We start from the raw sequence: 25,380 nt of genomic DNA, 5'->3' as shown, positions 1-25,380 counted from the left end.
TAGCTAATAAGAAAGCTTGCGCTAACCTTTTTTAATATTTAATTATTGGTTTATTGTAACTGAGATATTATCAAAGTATGCTATAACACCACAACCTGAAACGGCTCCACAAGCTGCCTTGAGTTGCAAGGTTACACCACCACTTACATCGTCGCCCGTAGTTGTGGTATAGGTATAATTGGTCCAAGTATCTGTTGGGGTAAGAGGTCCGCCACTAAGAATTTCAGCTTTTGAAACGCCTTCTGGACTTTTCTCAGAGAAAAATTCTGCAAAAACAACGCCTCCAGCTCCCTCTAACGATCCTTTTAAGTCGAATGAAATTGTTACGGAAACACCTGTTCCAATGGCTGGATCGCTGTTTATATTAGCTTGCTTTATAACAATTTCTTTACCTTCTCCTGCCACAAGTTTGCCAGAATAAGTACCACTTTGAGCTTCTTCATTAGTGACTGTAAAAACGCCTCCTTGAGCATCAAAAATGGTATAACCCGTTGTATCACCAGTTTCAAAATCGCCATTATTGGTTAAACCACCATCAACAGTTCCTCCGCCACCGCCGGTACCTCCACCTGAACCACCACCGTTGGTAGCTCCAGATTGTTCAATATCATCAATATAAATTGGTTGTCCATCGCCACCATTATCCCAATCTGTATTTATAACAAGTCTTGTATAGGTATAACTAGACATTGCTTGATCTGAAAAGTCAAAAGTTAAAGTAACCCACTCATTTGCATTAGCAAGTGTTTGGAAAATTTGATAAGCAGGAGGATCTATAACACCTGGCTCCTGCTCTAAACGCGCTCTAACCTGAATATTTGGTTTTGGCGACCAGATTTTCATTGTAAATACCATGCCATTACCTAAGTTTACTAATGGACCTCCAAGTCCTTGACTAGAATTAACACCAGCATAAAAAGGCGTTCCAGATGGCTTAATTAATTCTAAAACTTTGGAAGAAGTATTCCCTGTAGGTTGAGGATTATTTATAACACCTACTGTAGCGCCTTCAAAAGGACTAAAAATATTAACACCATCTTCAAAATTTAAAGGAAAACCACTAGAGGTACCACCTCCTCCGCCACCAGAGTCACAATCTAAACAGAAAAGGGATACATTATCAATAACGACAACACCTGTATCTCCTCCTAAATCAAATAAAACACGATTATCTAAACCACCAATAATATCGGCTGCTACAAGATCATATGTAAATGTCTGTGTTTGTGCTGTTAAGTTAACTACTCTGTCTACACTTTTGAAATCGCCAAAAGTATCTCCTATTCCTGCAATAATAGTTCGGTTTCCATCAGATGAAGCATCAAAAGTAAATTTATAAGTCTTACCAGGAATCATCTCTATTCCTTTTTGACTTATATTAATTTCGAAAGCATTAGCCGGTAACGGTGTTCCAACGTCTGCAAAAGCAAAACTATTGTCTCCTTCAGTTCGAACATCAAGAGCATTACCATACCATGCCGTTCCATCACCTGTTTCAAAATCACCGTTAGTAAGTAAACCATCATCAAATACACCTCCGCCACCGCCACCAGTGCCAGTACCATATAACATTAAATCGTCAAAATAATAGGTATCTGTGTTTTCAGCATTTAAATCGAAGAAAATAACAATTTTATCAAATCTGCCACTCTCTGCGCTTGAAAATGGAAATGTTAATTCTTCCCATCCACTAGTTACAGATGTTGTTAAAAAAGTTTCGAAATTATTGTCTTTATTACCAATTTCTTCTAATTTAATTCTAACTTCAGTGTTTTCTCTAGCAGACCACACTTTTATTTTTAAACCCTCATTAGCATTAAAATCTAATTTAGAATCTAAATCTATTTGATTATTATCCCATGGGTTTTGATTTAATTTAGTGATTTTCGCTACTCTACAAGATTTATTAATATCATTGTCGAAATCTGGATTATCAATCGTTTCAAAAGTAGTTCCCTCAGAAATAACCTTTTCCGATGCTAGATCAGCCATAAACGTTATGTTAAGATCTGAACCACTTAGAGATTGCATATCTTCATCTGTACATGCTAATGGCGTTTCTATTTGATTTATATCATCAACATAAAAAGTGCCAGCAGTAGTTCCTGGGCCATCAACAAATAAGGTTAATCTTGAATACTCATCTGAAGCATTAAAACTAAAAATAATTGTTTCCCATCCTGAACCACCATGACTAGCAGTTTTTTCAATATTTTCTCCTGTTCCTTCTTCTAATTTTAATAAAACATTAACAGGTGCATCAGCCCAAAAATTAATTGAAATACTTTTATCTGTTGTTAAATCTAGATCTGAACCTAAATCAAAACTAATACCTTCATATTCTGCTCCTATATTTGTAATTGCTCCTACTTTTGAAGCATTTGGATTAGACCCTCCTGGTGCAGGATTATCAACTATTTCGAAAGAAGCTCCGCTAAATACTTCGGCATCATACTTTGTGTTTTCACCATCAAAAGTAATAGGTACTGTAGCTATTAATGGAATTAATATGGTAATTTCATCTTGAAAAACATCTGAACTCCCTGCTGAATTTGAGGCTGTTAATACAATGGTATATGTTCCATCTTTATAAGCTTTTACTGGATTAATAAGAGTTGAACTTTTTCCATCTCCAAAATCCCAACTATAATTGGTTGCTTGCTCTGAAATATTAATAAAAGTTACAACACCAGTATCTGCATTAATTGTGTGTGTAAAACCAGCAACAACTTTTGGTAAAACCGTGTCTTCTTCTTCACAACCCATTAAGGTTACAGCGAAGATTAAAATCGAAATATATTTGAATGTTCTAATTATTGTTTTCATAGTCTTTTTATTAATTGTTACTATTTTTATATACTCTTACGTAATCTACTAGCATGCTTTGAGGAAAAGTTTCATCGCTATCTGGAGAACCAGGAAAGGCTCCTCCAACAGCTAAGTTGATTATTATATAGAATGGTTTATTAAAAACCCACTCGCCTAAAACTCCAGAACCATCATCTGGTGTTACCTCAAGATCGGCTGGTGTTATTTGATTATACAGAACATCGTCTATATAGAAATTAATATATTCTGGACCCCACTCGATACCAAAAATGTGAAAACCAGCATCAAAACGGTCATTCCCTAAATCGTAGGCTTTTGTAATTTGTCCTTGTGGTATAGTAAGACCAGAGTAACCAGGGCCATGAACCGTTCCACTAACAGAAGTTGGTTCTTGCCTGCGATATTCCATAATATCAATTTCACCACATTGTGGCCAATTTACATCACCACAATTAGCTCCAAGCATCCAAAATGCTGGCCATAAACCAGAACCACTTGGTACTCTAATTCGTGCTTCAAAACGACCATAAGCTTGTTCAAACAATCCTTTTGTTGAAAGTCTTGCAGAAGTATATGTTGCGCCGTTATAATCTTCTTTTAAAGCAGTAACGACTAATACACCGTTTTCTACTTTTACATTTTCAGTACGGTTAGTATAGTATTGTAACTCTCCATTACCCCAACCAGTTCCTGCTTGAGTATCGCTTCCGTCACCAATATCATAACCCCAAATTGCTGGGTTAGGAACACCATCGGTATTGAACTCTTCTGCCATTACTAATTCTGTAAACCTCGCTACTGTTTGCTTATCATCAGTAGAGCAACTTAAAGCTACTAAGCAAAGAGCAAACAAAAAGAGCCCTTTTTTAAATATGCTTTCTGTTTTTATTTTATATTGATTTGTCATAATCTTTATCTTTTAAGTTTTTAAAACGCTCCTTTATTTATAGTAATAGATGTTATCAACAAATATGTCTGATATAGTAGCATCTGTTATAAAAAACAGTAAGCCTAATTGAGATAAATCACTTAAACCAAATTCTGAAAGTGGCACATCTAAACTAACCCACTCATCTGCAGTAAATGCATCTGAATTAAACCTAACTGAGCCAGATGTTTCATTATTACCAACAGAATTTAACAACTCTAACGTAATAAAATCAGCAGTATTTATAGCTTCATTAACTTTAATATCAACATGAAGATGAGTCATGTTTGTTGCATTAACTGAAGCAACATCTTGGAAGGTTCCTATACCCACAAAATTTAATTTCGTGTAATTTATAATAGCATCGCCGTTAACATCTAAAGGAGGAGATCCACCTTCTGTGGTTTGAAAACCGTCTAAAAAGAATCCGTTATAATAATCTACAGGAACATTATTATATGCATCACTAAATATTGAGATTACATCACCTGCATTACGAACAGGAGGTGTTGGTGCAAAATCGAAAGCCCCAATAACTTCAAGCGCTAAAGAGCCCGTAGATTCCACACCAGCTAAACTTGCTGATATTGTAGCTTCTCCAGTTTTTTCAATACTTATAATTCCTAATCCATTTACAGATGCTACACTTGGGTCTGAAGATGAGAAATCATAATAGCTTGGTGCAACATTAATAGTTGTGTTCATACCAGAACCCAAGTTAAAGGTTTGTGTTAAACCTGTTAAATCTACCGTAATTCCAGTAAAACCAATCTGTTCTATATCAACACCATTTAAAATAACTGGTTTTGATTGCCCAATAGTACCTAATTTTTCAAATTTCAAATCGTCAATCCAAAAAGTATAACCAAATCCATCCGTATCTTGTGTTCCTGCCGAGTACCAAAATAAACCTCTTTCTTCAGTAAGTTTTGAAGGGTCTGGAATAGGAATAGTGTATTTAACCCAATTTGTAGACAACATTACATTTGAACTACCTACCTGGTATTTATTATCTATAAAATCGGTACCAAAACCCATTTCTCCAATAGTTATTCCTTGAGATGCTTTCGCCCAAAAGGTTAAGGCATCATATCCTGTTAAATCTCTACCAGCACCATCTACTCTAAATATAGCACCTGCGTAACCTCCTTCGGGGTCATTTGCATTAGGGACATCAAAACGCATTGAGGACTGACTTTCATAACCTTCATTATCATCAACAGTCCAAGCGGTTGCTTTAGAACCTTGAAATGGAAAGTAAAAATCGCTACCAAGACCAATAGGTGAATCTGTAAAAATTTCTCCTGTTTTATCGAAAGTGGCAAACTCTACCTCATCTGAAATTTCTCTTTCACAACTCGTAGTTACTATTAAAAGTAACCCTGAGAGCAATATAATTTTTGAATAAATAAATTTTATATTTTTCATTTTTCTATATTTTTATTTTCCAATGTTGATGTGTATATATGTTCTTATTTCCCATTCGTTACCATCTCCAAACCCAACAGGACTTATAGTTGGTACAGCTGGAAATGTATTAGGAGGTACAACATTTGGTGCGTATCGTGGAGAAAACTCATTAAGCGAACGCCATGTACCACGAATACCAATTTTTGTGTTTGGCAAAAGAAACCAGTCTTGTTTACCAATAGAAGTAGATAAATCTAACATAAGTTGTACTGGAAAAGTTAAGTTGAAATCACGATGATAATCGAAAGGTCCCCAATCATTAATTTTAAAGGAATGGGTTAGTTTAAACTTGTTATATATTAATCTAATATCACCTCCAACACGTTTAATCATTCTTTCGTCACTACCATTTGCTTGTCCGTTACCAGCATAAAAGTTTGCAATAACACCAAGGTCTGGACTTACTTTAGATACGATACGTGTATGTGCCTCCCATAAATCTTGAGCAGGCGCTGCATTAGGAAAAGCAAAAGACGTACGATCTGCTAAAAACCCAATAGCTGCGTCTTGAGCTGTTGGGTGATGACGAAAAACAAACCCTAAATTAAAAGCAAATTTAGCATCTTCTTGTCGGTCGTTATCCCACTCGTACATCCAAGTACCTGGAGTAGGATCATAAGTGAATAAAATTTCTCCAGCAGTTGTTTCTCTATTTCCTCTTACAGCAAATGGATCGTCTTGAATATTTCTAAGTCTTCCAGGTGCATTAACATCATTAGGCATAGCGCCAACAATTGGTTTCTGCCATAAAAAGTTAGGAGCAATTTGAAGATTCCCTATAGTATATGTGAAGCCAGTAAGAAAGTTATTTTGGTTGCCACTTCCAGAATCTTTAAGTCTCCAACCTGTAAATGTTTGTGTTTGATCTGCGCCTCCGTTTGCAACTAACCCCATAGTTGCTCCTTGAGCATACCAGTTAAATAATCCTTTTTGAAAGGTTATTTTAGCTTTTGCTCCCCAGTTATCTTTTTCATTAATTTTATCATTATAAATAATATAATTTCCTGGTTGACCTTCTGCAATTTGAAATTGTCTTCCGTTTAAAGGTTGTCCTCCCCAAATACCACCGGCTTCAATCTCGAATGCTCCAAGTTCTCTTTTTGCATGAAGTGTTACTCTACGTGTTTTTGGAAGCGGTACAGCAATAGACGTTACAGCTTCGCCAACATCATCAATATCTTCATGATACACAGCTGTAAGGTCGTAATGACCTAGTTTTTTAGCATATTTTAACAATATAGCAGGATTAGCACCCCACCAAAGTTGTGGTCCAAAAGCAGCCTTTAATCCCTTTAGTTCTTTTTTACCATCTACTTCAAAACCTAAAATTTCTCCGTTATATATATCTAAATTTGGTCCATAATTAGCTTGTGGATATAAACCAAAGAAATCGCCTTCGTATCCCCAATGGTAATGTCCTGTTCTATAAAAACCTCTTAAATCAAAATCTTTAGCTTTCCACTCAAATTCAGCATTATATACTTTTACTCGATTAGGGTCTGTAATATCTACATTTCCTTCATCTGTATTTACAGAAAAAGGGCGTCCAGTATTTTCATAAAAAATTTCATCTATAGGGTTTTCAGCAACATTACCAAGAACATTAAAATTAACACTAGCTTTCATATTAGAACTAGGGTTTCCCTCAACTCCAATGAAATATGACTGCATGTGATCGAAACCTAACTTATTTGGATATGTTGAGCCATTAGGGTCGGCATTACTAGGCGTTGTAATTAAATTACCTCCTGTATTGAAAGTTGTAAACTCAGCTCTTAAATTACTAAGTCTAATTTTATCTGAACTATTTCCTTTTAAAGCTGCTTTATCTCCTCTAGCTTTTAATACAGCATCCATTAATTGAATGTTTTCAAAATGGTTTTTTACGAATTCAGATGTAACACCTTCTCTATAAGGATTTAACTGATGTGCTTCTTTTAAAGCATAATATGCAGCACGTGGATACAAATCGTATAATCCTCGATCGCTGGTTGGCCCTTTTGCACAAATACCAAACCACTCTTCATTCATGTTGTTTTCTCCTGGCGCTAAATCTCTGGCATAACCGCCGTTAGCCCATGACGCATTGTTATCATGTACATCGGCATTTTTTCTATCATCAAAACCGTATTTCCACCAACCATCACTAAATTGAAATGTAAAACCTCCAATAGAAATATCTGATTTATCAAAACCAGCAGCATTTTGATAAATTTCTTTCCAGTTTTCTACCATATAATATGCTTGTGAAAACTGATCTTCTTTTTTTTCAATTTCATTAAAAGCATCTGCTCCAAATTCGGTAAACATAATTGGCATATTAAGTTTTTCCTTTACCACATCGAACATATCAGTAAATGATGGACCACGATAAGAATTTACTCCATATATATCAACATCTTTACATTCATCTGCAACAATATCTATAAATAAAACATCTCCATTACAAATAGCCACAGGATGAGAAGTATCCATAGCTTTCATCATTTTTGCAGCCTCATTCATCAATTTATACATGGGCCTTCCACGAGATTCTCCTATGAAATTTATTTTTCCTTCATCATCTGGAAAATCTTCCGTTTCTGCACCTGCCCAAAAAAGACCATAATTATTTTCGTTACCTAATAAGTACAATAATAGTCCGGGTGTATTTTTATAACCTTCAACTAATGCTTTCATCTCTGCTAATAGAAACTCTTGAGTACGAGGTTCTGAATAAATTGTAACAGGAGTCCAAACGCCATCTAATGTTAAACCATAACGGCCAAAAGAATGATTAAGCATGGTGTAAATGCCGTAATTCTCATATATATACCGAATCCATTTTGCTGGAACGCCAGTATATTGACGAATTACATTAACGTTCATGTTCTTAAGAAGAGACATTTCGGTATCAAGTCCTGCTTTAATTACATCGTCGGACTTTTTCCAGAAATTAGCATTAACAGTATTTGTTCCAATTGGAATATAATCCCAATTCATACCATTAATCATAAAATCTTTTCCATTAACTACTAATTTCATGCCTTTTTCATTACTTACAACTGATACATTATCAGACTGCGCAAGGGCAGTTACTGTAAATAAAAAAAGTACGAATCTTAGAAAATTGTTTTTCATAGTCTTATTTAATTATTTGAGTTAGTCTTAAACTAATTCTAACTTGTGTCGTTTTTTTGAAAAAAGAAACTTATTAACAACACAGATTAGGTGGTGATTTGTTTTATATAAAATTAGAGAGTCAAATTGTGAAATCATCAAAAAAGACCTCAACAAAAAACATACACTATAAAATAATCATGATATTTTTAATAAAACCCTAACAACACAAGTGTTTTTATAAGAATATATGGGCTTTTAAGAAACCTCTTAAGTTTTATTAAACAGGATTTGTTGTGGTATTGTATAGGTAAAAAATATACGTGTTGTATATATTCATACTATTGCTCTTCTTAATTATTAAAGATTATGTTAATTAATTAATACTTATATTAACTATACACTACTAAATTTACTTAAAAAATAATAAGGGTTTAAGTATTGATTTATAAGCTTTTTAATAATCTTAAAAACGATAAAGCATCACAACATTTAATTATTAACGGAATAAGATAATAGCATTATTTAAAACCTAAAGACAATTTAGTGATATACCTATCATGATAAATTACTTCATAATTTTACATAGAAATTACAACACAACTTAATTGTATTTACAATAATTATGATCTAATTAAAAAGGGGACAAACATTAGTTTATAACGTTTTATCCCCATAAATAAAACTAAATAATATTATTATTGGATTGGTTTCTCGGTTTGGAAAAAACAATACCAAGCACGAGGCCCGTCTTCAACTCTAACTTTTAATGTATTAGCAGTTATTTCGATAATTTCTAAAGCACTCGAACTTTCTCCTACGTACCAACACATAAATCCGCCGTCAGAAATATTTATAGTCGTTCCTCTATATGATGGGTTAGTAGCGTCTTCTGTTGCAATAGAAGATGAAGGTGTAAAACTAACGTTCTTAACTCCAACTAGAGTAGGAGCAATGTCAAGGCCATAACATATATTACCATCAATACCTAATATATTAGCATAGTCTCCATTAACATAAGCTATTTCTTTAAGTTGCTCAAAAGTTATTTCTTCTCCATCACTAGATTGAGTGAAAACAAACTCTGCATCATACATACATAACTTGTCATCCCACCATGGACCTGCATTAAACCAATCTGGAAATGTATGCTGACCACCAGCTTGTACTTCATTTGGTCCTAAACCAATATTTCCACTTTTATCTGCTGCCCAGTACCATGTCTTACTGTTTCCTGCACCACCACTTAAAAAGTCTTTAGCTTCTTCATCTTCAAATGAACTAAACACATCGATATTCATCGTTTTAGTAGTAGTAATACCAGCACGACCAGAAGCCATAACTGTAACTGAATAGGTATTAATACCTGTTAAACTAAATCTATGACTCACAACTCCTGTATTATTAGCTATAACCTTTGAATTATCACCAAAATCAAATCTGTATGTTATTGCTCCGTCTGCGCTTGCTACAAAATTAACAAACCCAGAACCATCTCCATTAGGATTACTATTATCTACACCAACAATTTCTGCAGACATGATAACATTACTTGGCGCTATTATATCTCCAATCGTACCTTCATCATCTTGACAGCTACTAAAGAGTAATAAAGTAGAAAGAAAAATTCCTATTATATATTTTATGTTTTTCATTTTTTTAAATTTTTAATTATGATAGTTGAAATTATCTATATAAGCTACTACATTATCAAAATTGTTTTCTCCATTAACTTGAATAACAACTTTATCTAAATCTGTTCTATCTATTGGGTCAGGATCAATACCATTAAAATTTAAGTTTACCCAATCATCATTTACAAAATCAAAAGTAATTTCCTGCCAAGTGTCTAAAAGAATTGGTTTAATAATCTCTGTTTGAGTTTGCCATACATTCGGCCCTAATTCGCTATTTTGAAGTTTTAAAGAAATTTTATTTTCTTGACTTCCAGTAATACCAGAAGACGGCACATATACTTTCAAAGTAAATTTACTCTTAGCAACTAAATCAAATTTAGGAGAAACTGTAAACTGAACATTGGCATATTGCCCTCCAGTGTCTTGATACTCTAATACAGTAGCAGAATTATTATTAGCATCAACAAATGGATTTGCAAAAGCAGTATTTAAGCCTGCAGAGTCGCCAAACCATGTTGTAATAGTTCCATTACCTTCAAAACCATCTCTTGCAAAAGGAGGACTATCTGCTGGTGGTGTAGTACCGTAATTAAAATCATCAATATAAGCTGTCACATTATCAAAATTATTTTCTCCATTAACCTGAATCACAACTTTATCTAAATCTAATCTATCAACTGGATCTGGATCAATACCATTAAAATTTAAATTTATCCAGTCATCATTCTCAAAATCGAAAGTAATTACTTGCCATGTGTCTAAAACAATTGGTTTTATAATTTCAGTTTGAGTTTGCCATACATTCGGTCCTAATTCACTATTTTGAAGTTTTAAAGAAATTTTGTTTTCTTGAGCCCCTGTAATACCTGTAGACGGTACATAAACTTTTAAAGAAAAAACACTTTTCCCTCCTGATAAATCAAACTTTCCATCTGCTACAAATTGAACATTTGCATATTGCCCTCCTGTATCTTTATATTCTAAAACAGTTTCAGAAAAATTATTAGCATTAACATATGGATTTACAAAAGCATTATCCATACCTGCTTGATCTCCTGCCCATAATGTAATATTTCCATTTCCTTCAAAATCGTCAAAAAGTAATGGTGTGTAACTAGACGGTGCTCTCCAGAAATAAATATTATCCACAAATATGGTTCCTCCAGCAGGTGCTCCATCAAATTTAAATTGAGCAATATCAGCCATACTTAAACCTAAATCGGTAAAATATGATAAAGGAATATCGAACGATGTCCACTGGTTTGCTGTTAAATCTAAATCGAATGCTTTCTCTCCTGTTGAAGCACTTATAGGTGATAGCTTTGCATTATTATCATCGGCTGTCCAAATATCTATATGTAAAAACTCCATACCAGACGCATCAATATTAGCTGCTAGTTGTATACCTTGGTATGTTAACCCTGTATATCGTAGTATTTTATCTTCATCAATTAAAAATTCGCCAACATTCCAATCGGCTCCTTGATCCCAGTATGGGAAGAAATCATTTGAAAGGTCATATTCATAATTTAGTTTATCGCTAAAGACACCTATAACATCTGATACTTGTCTAAAAGGAGGTGCTTTAGCAGATGCTAGTGGTTGTAAAATTGCTGTTACAATAAACTCTTCTGTATATTCAGTAGTTTCAATAGCTCCGCCCATTACTACTATTCTAATAGTATAGGTGCCTGCATCTTGATATGTATAATTTACAGTATCTCCAATGTTTCCTATTACTAGATCATTCTCAACGGTTTCTCCAAAATACACTTCAAAACTCACGGCAAAATCTGCCGTTGCAGTAACATTTACTTGTTTAGATATTGCTGGATCGTTCTCAATTGTGACAACTAAATTTTCAGGTGCTTTAAAAGAAACTAAAAGTTCTTTAGTAACCTCAGATTTTAATCCACTTAAACCAACAGCTTCTATTTTAACAGAATAAGTGCCTTCTTCATAAATATGCGATGTACTCTCACCTTGAATTACATTAACAGCTTCTGTAGTAGCATCTCCATAAGTAATATTATAATTTGATGCGCCAACAGCATTTGGCGTTATAGTAACCAAGCCAGTATTGTCTTGTGTAATTTTAAAAACAGCCGACACTTCTGTAGGAGCAACAACAGAGTCAATAAAACTCAAATCATTAGCGTCTTCGGTACAACTCCCTAAAAGAAGAAATACCATTGTTATTCTAAATATATATTTTAATGTTTTCATATCTTTTTTTTTTAGTATCCAGGATTTTGTTCCCATCTATTTCCTGTTAATATTATTTCCTCAACAGGTATTGGAAAAAGCTCATGTCCTTTGGCTTTTGAGAAACCAGGAATTGTGCCTTCTGCTCTATCAGTTCTAACCAAATCGAAGAAGCGATGTCCTTCGCCAACTAATTCAACACGACGTTCTTTCCAAATATCATTGGTTAAATTAGAACCAGATGTTAATACATCTCCTAAAGTTGCTCTATTACGCACTTCGTTTAAGTAATCTCTGGCTCTTGAATCGCTAATATTTCCTCTATTCAAAGCTTCAGCTGCCATTAGTAAAACATCTGCATATCTTATTGCTCTATAATTATCGGGGTTTGTAAGTGCAGCATCAGCGTTATTAAGATCGCCTTTTCTAGCCATTATTTTTCTATTAAAATAACCCGTTTGTTCGTATCCTGCATTTGGGTTATAAGAGGATCCTGGGTGTTCTTCAATATATTTCTCTATATCAAGAATGGAATATTCTAGACGAATGTCACCATCTTCAAAAGCATCTACCGCATCTTGTGTTGGGACATTAAAACTATATCCACCATCAAAGAAACCTTCAGAGTCTACAAAATCTCTTGGTCCATTAAAATATGAGGTATAATTACCTTCTAGACATTGAAAACATTCAAAACTTCCACCATCTACGTCTGAATACTGAATTTCAAAAATAGATTCAGTATTATTTTCGTTATATCGTTCAAACAAATCAGGGTACTCAGCAGTTGTTAATAATCGGTGAGGTCCATTATTTATTAAATCTTCTAAAACAGTAGCAGCATCAGTAAATTTATCTTGATATAAATATGCTTTGCCTAATAAAGCTTGTGCCGCTCCTTTTGTAACTCTACCTGTTTCAATTACTGTATAGTCCAAATTATTGGCGGCAAAAATTAAGTCGGCTTCAATTGATGCATAAACCTCTGATTTTATTGTTCTTTCTAAGGTAAACTGATCTCCAAACTGTATGCGTTTATCAATCGCTAATGGTACATCTCCAAACCATTTAACCAATTCAAAATAATAATAAGCTCTTAAAAAACGTGTTTGCGCTAGAACACTTGTTTTAGATGGAAATTCTAAATTATCTTGAAATTCCATAATATAATTACACCTATTTATACCTTCAAACATATATTGCCAAATATTACCAAGACCTCCACCATCAATAGGGGGATTACTTTGACCAATCTCAGAATGAATCATATCGTCTATTTGTTGAATGGCAGGAGAGTCTGTTGCACTTTCTCCCCCACATAAACTATTATCTGATGCTATTTCTGCCCATTGAAAATTTCTTGAAGTTGTTTGTAAATAATCATAAGCAGCTACCAGTGCGTCTTGGTAATCCTTTTCTGTATTAAAAAAGGCTTCAGAATTTTCGTCTTCTGAATCCACATTTACAAACGAATCACTACATGACATAGTAATAACACTTACAAATAGGATATATATAATTTTTAAATTTTTCATAATACTTAATTAAATTTTTACGTTAACACCTAATAAAAATGTGCGAGCTGTTGGGTAAAATCCTTGGTCAATTCCGCCTCCAATTGGAGCACCAGTTCCTGCCGTAGGATCATATCCATTATATTTAGTTAATGTGAATAAGTTACTTCCTGAAATATAAATTCGGCATTTCTTTATTAGCGAATCTTCAGAATCGTTATTAAATGTATAACCCAGTTGAGCATTTTGCAATCTTACAAAAGAACCATCTTCTACGTAAAAGTCTGAAAACACAGTATTCGGACTAGCTCCAATAGCTACTCTAGGATTAGTATTACTTGTGCCAGAACCCGTCCAACGGTCTAAATAGGTACTTGGTTTATTTACTAAATTTTGATTACGCTCATAGTTTCTAACAATATCATTCCCAAGAGATGCAAATGCATAAGCTGCAAAATCCCAGTCTTTATAATCAAATGAAATATTAAGTCCCATAGTAGCATCTGGAAGTGGCTTTCCTAAATTTACTCGATCTTCTAAATCAATAATTCCATTACCATCTTGATCTACAAACTTAAAATCTCCCGGTTGTGGTTCAATAGCTCCCACCGCTGAGTTGTCTATCTCTTCTTGAGTTTGAAATACACCAGCCGTTTGATATCCCGCAAAATATCCTAACGGGAAGCCTGCTTCCATTCTAGAAGGTGCCGGTTGTGAAATTCCAAATTTACCACCTTCAATATACTCTCCATCTCCACTTACTGATACTACTTCGTTTTTAATATAAGTAACATTATACTTAATACTAAATTTAAAGTCTTCACTAAAATTATCTGAATACCCAATTGCAAATTCAAGTCCTGTATTTTCAACTATACCAGCGTTTACAAACGGCGGTGCTCCAGTACCTAATAATCCTGATACAAATGGTGATACTAATAAGTCTTCTGTTCTTCTTTTGAAATAATCGGCAGTAATATCTACCTTATTATCTAATATGCGCATATCTACACCTATGTCTAATGTTTTTTGTTTTTCCCATTTTATTTCTGGGTTTGAAATAGGGCCACTTGCTTTTCCGAAGTATTCATTGTCTCTATCATTTCCTCCAAAGAAATACGTTCCTTCTCCTGAAAGTAAGGATACAAATCTATAATCTCCAATTCTATCGTTTCCTAAAATTCCATAAGATGCTCTAAACTTTAATAAATCGAAAAAGTTATTATCACTTAAGAAATCTTCATCTGATGCCACCCATCCTATAGAACCAGAAGGAAAATAACCAAACTTATTACCAGGACCAAACCTTGTTGACCCATCTCTACGCAAAACCCCAGAAAACAAGTATTTACCTTTATAATCATATTGTACTCTTGTAAAATAAGATAATAGTCTAGCGTCAAAGGTAGGATTACGACCTAATTCAGCATATTCATTTTCTTGATCAAAACCTTTTTCAACACTAGCGTTTCTTATATCATTATCTATAATATCTGAAGCTGAAGCTCCAGAAAATACACCTGTGGATTTAAAAACAGAGGTTCCTAAAAGAACATTTAACTTATGTACATCATTAAAGGTATTTTGGTATTTGATAAAACCATCGAAAGTATAATCTCTATAAATATCAAAGCCTTCAGAAACACCGCTTCTTATATTATTAAACACCTTACCAATTCCATAATCAACTATTGGGCTAAAAGAAAACTCATCTACTTCAGCATAATTAAATTGAATATTTGCTTCTGCCGTAAAATGCTCTAAAAAGTTATAAGATAAACCAGCAAAACCATTAAGTTTCATTACACTATTACGATTATAATTATTATCAATTTGAGCTTTAGGATTAATAATCTCAGCTCCTAAGCCTTCGGCTTTTGTATAATCGCCATTTTCATCATATACCGAAAACGTTGGCGCCATATTTAGCGCATTAAATAGTACCGATGCATTGGAGTTTTCTGGAAGGTTTCTTTTACTTGTTCTAGTTAATGTAATTCCCGTCTTGAATTTAAAATTATCTAGAAAATCTAAATTATAATTTAAAGTATTTGTAAAACGGGTGAAATTTGATTTTGGCCCACCAACAATACCATCTTGAGTTAAAAATGAACCACTATAGGAATATGAAGATTTTTCTTTACCTGCTCTAAATGAAATATTATGGCTATTTATCTGAGCTGTTTGAAATATTTCATCTTGCCAATCTGTACCAACACCTAAAACAGATAAATTATCATATGGTGGTGTATTGCCACCAGCAGCAAAGGCTTCATTTATAATAGCACCATATTCCGAAGCATTCAATACAGGCATTTTACGTGTTGTTTCCTGAAAACCAGTGTAGGCATCATATTGAACAGTAAGTGGCATTTCTTTTCTACCTGTTTTTGTAGTAATAAGAATGACACCGTTTGCAGCTCTTACACCATAAATACCAGCTGTTGCATCTTTAAGTATATTCATACTTTCAATGTCATTTGGATTTATTACACTAAGGTCTTCAACAACATTACCATCAACTAATATTAAAGGCCTACTATCACCATTTGTAGATACACCACGAATACTAATGGTAGAAGCTCCTCCAGGAGACCCTGTATTAGTTGTGATATTAACCCCAGCAACTTGACCTTGTAATGCTTGTTCAATTCGTGTTGGCTTTAAAGCTTCAATGCTTTCACTAGAAACCACACTTACCGCTCCGGTAATTTCCTTTTTGGTTTGAGTTCCATATCCAATTACAATAACCTCGTCTAATTGAGCGAGATCTTCTTCTAATTGAATCGTTAATTTAGTATAATCAGTTATAACAATTTCTTTTGTTATATACCCGATGTAACTAAATGATAGAGTTGTACCTACTTCGACATTGGTAATTATAAAATTACCATCAAAATCTGATACCGCTCCTTTACTTGTGTCCTTTACTAATACATTAACTCCTGGTATAGGGAATCCTGTATTGTCTTGAACATTTCCACTTATATCTTTACTCTGCCCACTAGCGTATGCAAAAAAGAATAAGGTTAAAATTTTTAAGAGTGTTTGCCTCATTTTAATATAGTTTGTTTAGTTTCCATAAAACTAATCCTACTAATTGTTAATTTATAAATTTTTACCTCAACAAAAAACATACATGATAAAAAAAACATATAAATTTTATTAAAATACTAACAATTACAAGGGTTTTTAAGAATACTGCATTTAAAGAAATAACCTTTAAAACAAAAAAACACAACAATGTTGTGCTTTTGTATAGGTAAAAATTAAATGTGTTATATGTCTAAATTTCCAAAATATAATCTGTTAGGCTTGACTCATGGGCTAAATTCATTTTTTTACGTAATCTGTAACGTTTAACCTCTACACTTCTTGGTGATATATTAAGCAAAGGCGCAATTTCTTTTGAAGATAAATTTAAACGTAAATAAGCACATAATCTTAAATCGTTTGAGGTAAGCGATGGATGTTCTGCTTTAATTATTTTAAGAAAATCTTTATCGGCATTATTAAAGGCTTCTTGAAACAAATTCCAATCATCTGTATTATTTAAATTTTTATCAATTATTTTAATAACATACTTTATTGTATTATTAGTATCATCGGCATTTTTAAGCTCCTTTTTAATATTATTTAAAAACTCATTCTTTTTAATTAAACTCATTGTTGAAATACCAAGTTCACGGTTTTTATTTTCTATGTTTTTTCTTAAATTATCATTATTAAAACGCATTAACTGTTGCTTATTTTCAAGTTCTTTTAACTCTAAATCTCGCATTGCTTTTTGTAATAACTTTTCTCTTTGTTTTCTGTAATAGCGTTTGTACACATTGTGCATAAATAATGAAAACAACAAAACAATAAGAATATAAATTGTAATAAATAAGTTTGATAAAAACCATGGTCTTTCAATATTAAAACTATAAGACGCTACATTAGTACTAACGTTATTACCTGTTTTAGCCCGAACATTAAAAATATAATCGCCATGCGGAAGGTTTTTAAAATAAACTTTAGATTCTTGAGACCACTCACTCCATTTAGGATACATGCCTAATAATTTATATTGATACTTAGTACCTAAAGATTTTTCAAACTCAGGAACACTGTAACTAAACTGAAAATTATTCTCATTATTTTTAAAAAATCCTTCACTTTCTTTATTAATAATTTTAGGAGGAGAATTTAAATCTGTTTCAATAATTGAATTAATAGAAATATTATAATTTTTATTAGGTATTTTATTTAAGTCTAATAGTAAATAACCTGAAGACGTTCCTATTAAATATGTTTCATCATTTATATAAGTAATATTTTCATATCCTGTTTGACCTACAGGAAAAGATTCAGAAAAAGATATTTTATTAAATTTTAGCTTGTCACTTAATTTACTTGTAATTACATAGTTTAAATTGTTTTTAGAAAAACCCCATAATGTATTTGCTTGTTTACTAAAAACAAGTTTTCCTGACGTGTAATTTTCTTTATCTAAAATAGTGCTTAAAAGAGAATCTTTTACAAAAGAATTAAAGTTACTATCATATTTAAAAACACCTTTACTATAGCTATAATAAATATTATTATTATAGTTAGCTAAACTAGAATTTAGTTCTTTATCAACATTTAAATTTTTATTGGTTTTAATAATTTTTGTAAAATCATTATTTACTTCAAGAATAAAAACACCTTTATATTCATGACTTACCAAAATTTTATTTCCAGTAATTTCAAAAAACTTACTAGAAAAATTAAACCCTTCAATTTTATTTTTTAAAATCCAGCTATTATTCTTTCTTTCAATTATATACAAGCCATCATAATTACCTTGTAATAATAAATTTTTACTTATTGGCTTAATACTCCAAGTACCTTGTATGTCTGCAATTTTTTCAATTTTGTCGTTATTAATAATAAATGTTCCTGAATCGTGACCGCAAAACAATTGATTATTAATTTCATTTAAACTCCAAACAGCTCCTTGAGAATTTTTAATAAATTTAAACTCATCTTTGGAATCTAAAATTTTATAAAATAAACCTTGGTTAGTGCCTAAATATATATTGTTATTAAAAACAATAGACGTATAAACGGTACCAATTTTTCCATCTTTATCATTGTAAATGGTAAAAGGAGATTTAATATTTACACAGTTAATTCCATTATTTAAAGCGAGCCATATGTTATTATCAAAATCTTCAAATACATAATGAATGGAATTATTACTTAAACCATTGGTAATATTAGTTTGATAATCTATCTCTCCGTTAACAGTTATATGAATAATACCATTAGATCGTGTACCTAGTAAAAAACTCTTATCTTTTAGTTGTGTACTTCTATAAACACTAACTTTAGAAAGTAAGGGGTTCGCTTCTATATTCCATTTTAAAAGTGTATTGTTTTCTTCCAGAATATAAAATCCATTAGATTCTGTTTCTATTAATAGTTTATTATCATGAAAAAACATGTTAACCATCAAATTATCATTAATTATATCATGATTAGAAACTAATTTAGCCTGTCCTTTTTCTATAGTATATAAACCATCTTTAGCCTTTTGAAAATATATAGCATCTGAAACTTTAAATATTTTATGAATTAAAGTTTCAGATGCTATAACATCAAAAGACTGATCGTTTTTGTGATAAATATAAATTCTGTTTAAAGATTGAAATAAAATAGAATCATCTAAACTAATGATGTTCCAAAATTCTTCATCCTCAATAAATTCTATATTTAATTCTTTTGATAATGAAGTATAAAATAATACACCTAAATCGTTCTTTTGCCAATAACCAAACTCTTGATTACAACCTGTATAAATAATATCGTCTATAATATTTACTGAGCGTATTATAGATTGATTGGGTGAATTATATAATTGCCATTCTGAACCATTAAATTCTAATAAACCTTTATTATTGGCAACATAAATATATTTATCTTTAGATTGGGTTATAGACCAATTTTGTGTTTCAGCACCATAATCATTTGGATAATAAATTTGAATTGGAGGTTGCTCTTGAGCTTTCAAACTAATAAAAGCTAAAAAACACACTAACCTCATGAATAGAATAGCATTTTTCATTTAAATAAAAATAAATGTTATGCTACTAATATAGATTAAAACCTTTTAAAATAAGGGATTAAATATAAATTGTATGGTTTTTGTATGGGTAAATGTGAAGTTTATAAGTAATATTTAATAACAATACATAAAAAAACCAATACTTACAGTATTGGCATTTTTATAAGAAAGATTCTACTTTAATAAATAATTGGTGTTTAAATACTTTGTGAATTTATTTAAGGTTATTTATTAATCCATTCGTTTAATTCTACCACCTAAAACTTTACTTTCATTAACAGTTTCTGGATCACCATAAATAAATACATCACCTCCAACTCTAATTTTAACATCTACTAATTTTGATGCATTTACATAAGCTTCTCCAGCTGCTTTAATATTTACTTCTGTTTTATCGGTTTTAAGTTCTTTTCCTTCATAAACACCGCCAGTAGAAATTGAAATATTTTGACTTTTAGACTTACCTGTAACTGAAATTACGCCTCCTGTATCTGCTTTAATGTTTGCATAAGTAACATTTACCGGAACATTAATTTTACCACCTTCTTGAGCCTTTAAATCTATTTCAAATTGTTTTATAGTATCATCAGAATGTACTTTAGCTCCTTCATTAACATCTATAATATCAATAGTATTGTAATGTAAAATAACTTTTGTTTTATTACCGTCAAAAGATTCTTCAAGCTTCATTTTAATTTTTAAAGTGCCATTTTTATTATTTATTATAACATCTTCCTTATTATCTCCAGTTATAATGGCTTTATTTTCGTTAGATTTTACTAATTCAACTTCTATTAAATCGTAAACTTTAAGTTCGCTAAAATCTCCAACATTTTTCTCTATTGGGTTTTGAGCAAAAATGACTGTAGTAATAAAAAGAATAAATACTTTAACTAAGGTTTTCATTGAATTTATATTTTTTTGATATAACGCAAAACTATCAATAATTATTCCGTTGTTAATTCACTTTATGAAAACTTTATAAGAAACTTAAAATATTTTAAGAAACCTTTACTGCTGTACCTGTTATAGAAACCATAATTAAACCAGTAGTAGTTGAAGTTTCAATATCTAGGTTAATACCAACAACTGCATTTGCATGTAACTTAACAGCATTGTCTTTTAATTTTTGAAAAGCAGCTTCTTTAACTTCGTTAATCTTATTTTCATACGAATCGTAATATTTTTTCATATTAAAACTTAGTGTTGCTTTTGGTATATCTACATCTACACCTGTTACAATACCTAAGTAATCTTGAATAACATGGTTTTCTATGGAATTGGTTGTTGTTAGTATCATTGTGTTTTATATTTTACTTATTAGTGTTTAAATTGATGGGAATGTTACATTTTGTTAATTAATAAAATGATAATAACTTCGTTTAAAATTATATAAAAATAATACATGCTATATTTATTTTAGCATTAAAACTATTTTATATAAAACAATTAATAACTGAAACCTATAAATTATGAAAAACCAACTAACTTATTTCTATCCAATTTTAATGCTAATTATTTTAATTACTTCTTGTAATACAGAAAAGGTAGATATTGAAAAAGAAAGACAAAATGCTGTAGAAGAATATCTATCTAATTTAAAAACAGAAAGACAGCAAAAATTAGATGTAATAAAAAAATTTTATAGAGTATTTGAAAATGGAGATATGTCTGTTTTGTCTGAAATTTTAGCTCCAAACTACACACAATATCCATCAGATCCAGGGCAAACTCCAGATATTAAAGGATTTATAAAACATGCTAAAGACTTTGCTAGTATGTTTTCAAATTTAGAACAATCTTCATCACATATTTTAGTAGATGGAGACCTTGTATTTGTACGTAGTGATATTGAAATGAAAAATTCTGGTCCTGTTTTTGGAATTCCAGCAACAAATAAAATTATTAAAATTAATGCTTTCGATTTACACCATTTCAATAAGGAAGGTAAGATTGATAAGACTTGGCATTTAGAGGACTTTGCAGGTGTTATGGCTCAAATAAAATCGAAATAATAACTAACTATTATTAAAACAAAAAGCCTCAAATTATAATATAATCTGAGGCTTTTATTTTTACTTAAATCTTATAAATTATTCTTCAGGTTTACCTATTAAGTTAAAATCGAGATGTTTTTTAACTAAATCGGTGTTTTTAACTTTTACAATAACTTCATCACCAAGTTGATACATAACTTTAGAGTTTTTACCAACCATAGCATAAGTGTCTTGATCGAAGGCATAATGATCGTCTTTCATATCACGAACACTTACCATACCTTCACATTTATTAGAAATGATTTCTACATAAATTCCCCAATCGGTTACTCCAGAAATAACACCTACAAATTCTTCATCTTTATGATCTTGCATAAATTTAATTTGCATGTATTTTATAGAATCACGCTCTGCTTTAGTAGCCAAGTTTTCCATGTTACTGGAATGGTTACATTTATCTTCGTAAGCATCTTCGTTGGCCGATTTTCCGCCATCTAAATACTGTTGCAATAAACGATGTGCCATCACATCTGGATACCTACGAATAGGCGATGTAAAATGACTATAATAATCGAAAGCTAAACCGTAATGTCCAATATTTTTGGTAGTATATTCGGCTTTACTCATGGTTCTAATAGTTAAAGTATCTACTAGATTTTGTTCTTTTTTTCCGTTTACTTCTTTTAATAAATTATTTAAAGAATTAGATACCGTTTTTCGGTCTTTAAAATTTAATTTATAACCAAATTTACCAACTACATTTTGTAAAGACGCTAATTTACTATCGTCTGGCTCGTCATGAACACGATATACAAAGGTTTTTTTAGGATCTTTTTTACCAATAAATTCCGATACTTTTCTATTAGCAAGTAACATAAACTCTTCAATAAGCTTATTAGCATCTTTACTGGTTTTAAAGAACACGCCTATTGGATTCGCCGCTTCGTCTAAATTGAATTTTACTTCTACTTTATCAAACGAAATTGCACCAGAACTCATACGCTTATTACGCATTTTTTTAGCTAGCTCATCCATTTTTAAAATAGCATCTGCAATTTCTTGCGATGTATTATAAGTTTCTCCTGTAAGAGATACTTCTTTAGGAATTGTATTTGTTTTATATTCTATAACTGCTTGCGCTTCTTCGTATGCAAAACGTGCATCACTATAAGTTACTGTACGTCCAAACCATTCGTTTTTTATTTCACATTTATCATTCATTTGAAACACAGCAGAAAAGGTTAGTTTTTCTTCATGCGGACGTAATGAACAGGCATTGTTTGATAAAACTTCTGGTAGCATTGGCACCACACGATCTACTAAATATACCGATGTGGCACGTTCGTAAGCTTCATCGTCTAATACAGTACCTTCTTGTAAATAATGCGATACATCGGCTATATGAATACCTATTTCATATAATCCATTTTCTAAAACTGTAAATGATAAAGCATCATCAAAATCTTTAGCATCTTTCGGGTCGATGGTAAAGGTTAAATCTTTACGCATATCGCGACGTTTACTAATTTCTTCTTCAGTAATAGACGTATCTAAATTATTAGCAAATGCTTCTACTTCGTGTGGAAATTCGTGTGGTAAACCATATTCTGCTAAAATAGCGTGAATCTCTGTGTTATGATCGCCTGGTTTTCCTAAAACTTGCACCACTTTACCATAAGGAGAATCGGCTTTTTCTGGCCAATCTTCAAGTTTTACAAGTACTTTATCGCCATCTTCGGCTTTGTTAATTTTATTAATAGGAACAAAAATGTCTTTATACATTTTATTACTATCAGCTATTACAAAGGCAAAATTCTTCTTTTCATGAATTTGAATAACACCAACGTATTCGCTTTTTTCACGTTTTAAAATCTGTGTTATTTCGCCTTCTAATTTTCCTCTATGGCGACGTTTGTAAACGTAAAATTCTACTTCATCGCCATTTAAAGCTTTATTTATATTATTAGATGCAATAAATACATCGTCTTCAAATTCGTCGCAAATAATATAACCGTTTCCTTTGGCAGCTAAATCTAATCTACCTGTATAATACTCAGCATTAACAATGGCTTTAAATTTACCACGTTCTACTTGTTCTATCTCTTGTTTAGCAGCTAATTTTGCTAAAGTTTTTATAATTTGATTTCTACTGCTAGCATCATTAACTCCTAACTTAGCAGCTATTTGTTTGTAGTTAAAACTTTGGTTTCTGTCTTTTTTTAAAATACCTAAGATTGTATTTGTAAGGTTGGAAATACCTTTTTTGGATTTCCCTTTTTTCTTTCTTGTCATTTAATTTTTGTAATCATATTCATTTCCTAAGATACTGGAAATTCTGTTATTAAATAGCTTTAATTTAGGAGAAGGTTTGCTATTTATTTTATTCAAAGTTACAACTAAATTATTTAATGATATTTTCTTAGTGTTAAATTGAAGTTATCAACTATATATATATTATAATTCTTTTTCTTTTAAAATTTAAAAAAATAATAGTGGTTATTATAGCTTGTTAATATCTGGTATAACTTTTTTAAATTTTATTTTGATTACAATAAATTTACATTCTGTTAATAGGTAATTAACAATAGAAATTATATTAATAGGTTCATTTTTAATGATTTTAATTTTTCTATGAACAGTTGTTAACAACTAAAAAGTACTGTTAATTATTAATAAATATTTATTTTTTCATGTTTATATCTATCAATTTTTAGTCTAATAACATTGCTAAAAAAAAGTGCTTAAATTTTAGGTTATTTGATTGTGATTTTTGATTCGAAAAATAAATGGATATTCAATATTTTTCTTTTAAAAACTAATCAACAGTTATTAACAAGTAATGAGTACTAAAACGATGAGTAATGAACAGTGCTCTATTTTAGATTAAGAAATAAAATTAAAAACTTTAAAAATAATGGAGTAACATATTGATTATTAGTTATAAATATTTAATAATAGCACTTATTAACATTTAAAATTAACTAAACTAATTTTTTAAAATTTCTATTGAAATAGTTATTCTGAAAAGCATGAGAATTTATAATTAGGTATTTTGATATTATAGAATGAAATAATGATTGATTAAAAGGTATTCTTTATTTGTAACTTATTAAGTTATAATAAATAGAGTTTCATTAACTTTGAAGCTTAAATTATATTTTACTTTTATTATGACAATTTCTATAGGAAACGATCACGCAGGAACCGATTATAAATTTGCTATCATAAAGCATTTAGAAGCTAAAGGGTATATTGTTAATAACTACGGAACCGATGCAAATGATAGTGTAGATTATGCTGATTTTGTACATCCTGTTGCTGAAGATGTTGAAACTAAAAAAGCCGATTTTGGTATTTTAATTTGCGGTAGTGCAAACGGTGTTGCTATGACGGCTAACAAACATCAAGGTATTCGCGCTGGTTTATGTTGGACAAAAGAAATTGTACATCTTATACGTAGTCATAATAATGCGAATATATTATGTATTCCTGCAAGGTTTACAGCCATTAAACAAGTTATAGAAATGGTAGATGTATTTTTTAATACCGAATTTGAAGGTGGACGTCATCAAAATAGAATAGATAAAATTCCTTTATCTTGTTAATAACA

At 31.2% G+C, this 25,380-nt stretch carries 14 protein-coding genes; 2 read left to right on the top strand and 12 right to left on the bottom strand.

Annotated features, from left to right (window positions below; translation table 11 throughout):
• Positions 1 to 42: 42 nt before the first annotated feature.
• From ACH5TW_RS09680 to ACH5TW_RS09630, 11 genes are all read right to left on the bottom strand, one after another.
• On the bottom strand, positions 43 to 2,826 hold the full coding sequence (locus ACH5TW_RS09680) for a PKD domain-containing protein (protein WP_439336297.1): 2,784 nt from the start codon (positions 2,824 to 2,826) through the stop codon (positions 43 to 45).
• Between the two features lie 10 nt (positions 2,827 to 2,836).
• Positions 2,837 to 3,736: a glycoside hydrolase family 16 protein gene (locus ACH5TW_RS09675; RefSeq protein WP_439336296.1), complete on the bottom strand. Its 900-nt coding sequence runs from the start codon at positions 3,734 to 3,736 to the stop codon at positions 2,837 to 2,839.
• A 33-nt stretch (positions 3,737 to 3,769) separates the two neighbouring features.
• Positions 3,770 to 5,185: a carbohydrate-binding protein gene (locus ACH5TW_RS09670; RefSeq protein ID WP_439336295.1), complete on the bottom strand. Its 1,416-nt coding sequence runs from the start codon at positions 5,183 to 5,185 to the stop codon at positions 3,770 to 3,772.
• A gap of 12 nt (positions 5,186 to 5,197) precedes the next feature.
• Positions 5,198 to 8,347, bottom strand: coding sequence for a glycoside hydrolase family 2 TIM barrel-domain containing protein (locus ACH5TW_RS09665; protein ID WP_439336294.1), 3,150 nt, complete (start codon positions 8,345 to 8,347; stop codon positions 5,198 to 5,200).
• 677 nt (positions 8,348 to 9,024) lie between these two features.
• Complete coding sequence (locus ACH5TW_RS09660; protein ID WP_439336293.1) at positions 9,025 to 9,981, bottom strand: PKD domain-containing protein; 957 nt, start codon at positions 9,979 to 9,981, stop codon at positions 9,025 to 9,027.
• A gap of 12 nt (positions 9,982 to 9,993) precedes the next feature.
• Positions 9,994 to 12,189, bottom strand: a complete 2,196-nt coding sequence (locus ACH5TW_RS09655) for a PKD domain-containing protein (protein ID WP_439336292.1) — start codon at positions 12,187 to 12,189, stop codon at positions 9,994 to 9,996.
• A gap of 11 nt (positions 12,190 to 12,200) precedes the next feature.
• Entirely contained in the window at positions 12,201 to 13,703 is a 1,503-nt protein-coding gene (locus ACH5TW_RS09650) for a RagB/SusD family nutrient uptake outer membrane protein (protein ID WP_439336291.1), read from the bottom strand.
• Between the two features lie 9 nt (positions 13,704 to 13,712).
• On the bottom strand, positions 13,713 to 16,739 hold the full coding sequence (locus ACH5TW_RS09645) for a SusC/RagA family TonB-linked outer membrane protein (RefSeq protein ID WP_439336290.1): 3,027 nt from the start codon (positions 16,737 to 16,739) through the stop codon (positions 13,713 to 13,715).
• 229 nt (positions 16,740 to 16,968) lie between these two features.
• Entirely contained in the window at positions 16,969 to 19,752 is a 2,784-nt protein-coding gene (locus tag ACH5TW_RS09640) for a helix-turn-helix and ligand-binding sensor domain-containing protein (protein ID WP_439336289.1), read from the bottom strand.
• A 252-nt stretch (positions 19,753 to 20,004) separates the two neighbouring features.
• Positions 20,005 to 20,679 (bottom strand): head GIN domain-containing protein, encoded by a 675-nt coding sequence (locus ACH5TW_RS09635; RefSeq protein WP_439336288.1) that lies wholly within the window; start codon positions 20,677 to 20,679, stop codon positions 20,005 to 20,007.
• Between the two features lie 94 nt (positions 20,680 to 20,773).
• Positions 20,774 to 21,073: a heavy metal-binding domain-containing protein gene (locus ACH5TW_RS09630; RefSeq protein ID WP_439336287.1), complete on the bottom strand. Its 300-nt coding sequence runs from the start codon at positions 21,071 to 21,073 to the stop codon at positions 20,774 to 20,776.
• Positions 21,074 to 21,245: 172 nt separating this feature from the next.
• Between ACH5TW_RS09630 and ACH5TW_RS09625 the strand changes: the two genes are divergently transcribed.
• Positions 21,246 to 21,788, top strand: coding sequence for an ester cyclase (locus ACH5TW_RS09625; RefSeq protein ID WP_439336286.1), 543 nt, complete (start codon positions 21,246 to 21,248; stop codon positions 21,786 to 21,788).
• A 78-nt stretch (positions 21,789 to 21,866) separates the two neighbouring features.
• Here ACH5TW_RS09625 and rnr read toward each other — a convergent pair whose 3' ends face one another.
• Positions 21,867 to 24,062, bottom strand: coding sequence for a ribonuclease R (gene rnr, locus ACH5TW_RS09620; RefSeq protein WP_439336285.1), 2,196 nt, complete (start codon positions 24,060 to 24,062; stop codon positions 21,867 to 21,869).
• Positions 24,063 to 24,940: 878 nt separating this feature from the next.
• On the opposite strand from rnr, the gene ACH5TW_RS09615 reads away from it, so the two are divergent.
• Positions 24,941 to 25,375: an RpiB/LacA/LacB family sugar-phosphate isomerase gene (locus ACH5TW_RS09615; protein WP_439336284.1), complete on the top strand. Its 435-nt coding sequence runs from the start codon at positions 24,941 to 24,943 to the stop codon at positions 25,373 to 25,375.
• Positions 25,376 to 25,380: the final 5 nt, after the last annotated feature.

This window comes from Thalassobellus sediminis, assembly GCF_044386045.1.
Classification (GTDB): domain Bacteria; phylum Bacteroidota; class Bacteroidia; order Flavobacteriales; family Flavobacteriaceae; genus Thalassobellus; species Thalassobellus sediminis.
This window is presented reverse-complemented; position numbering and strand designations above follow the sequence as displayed.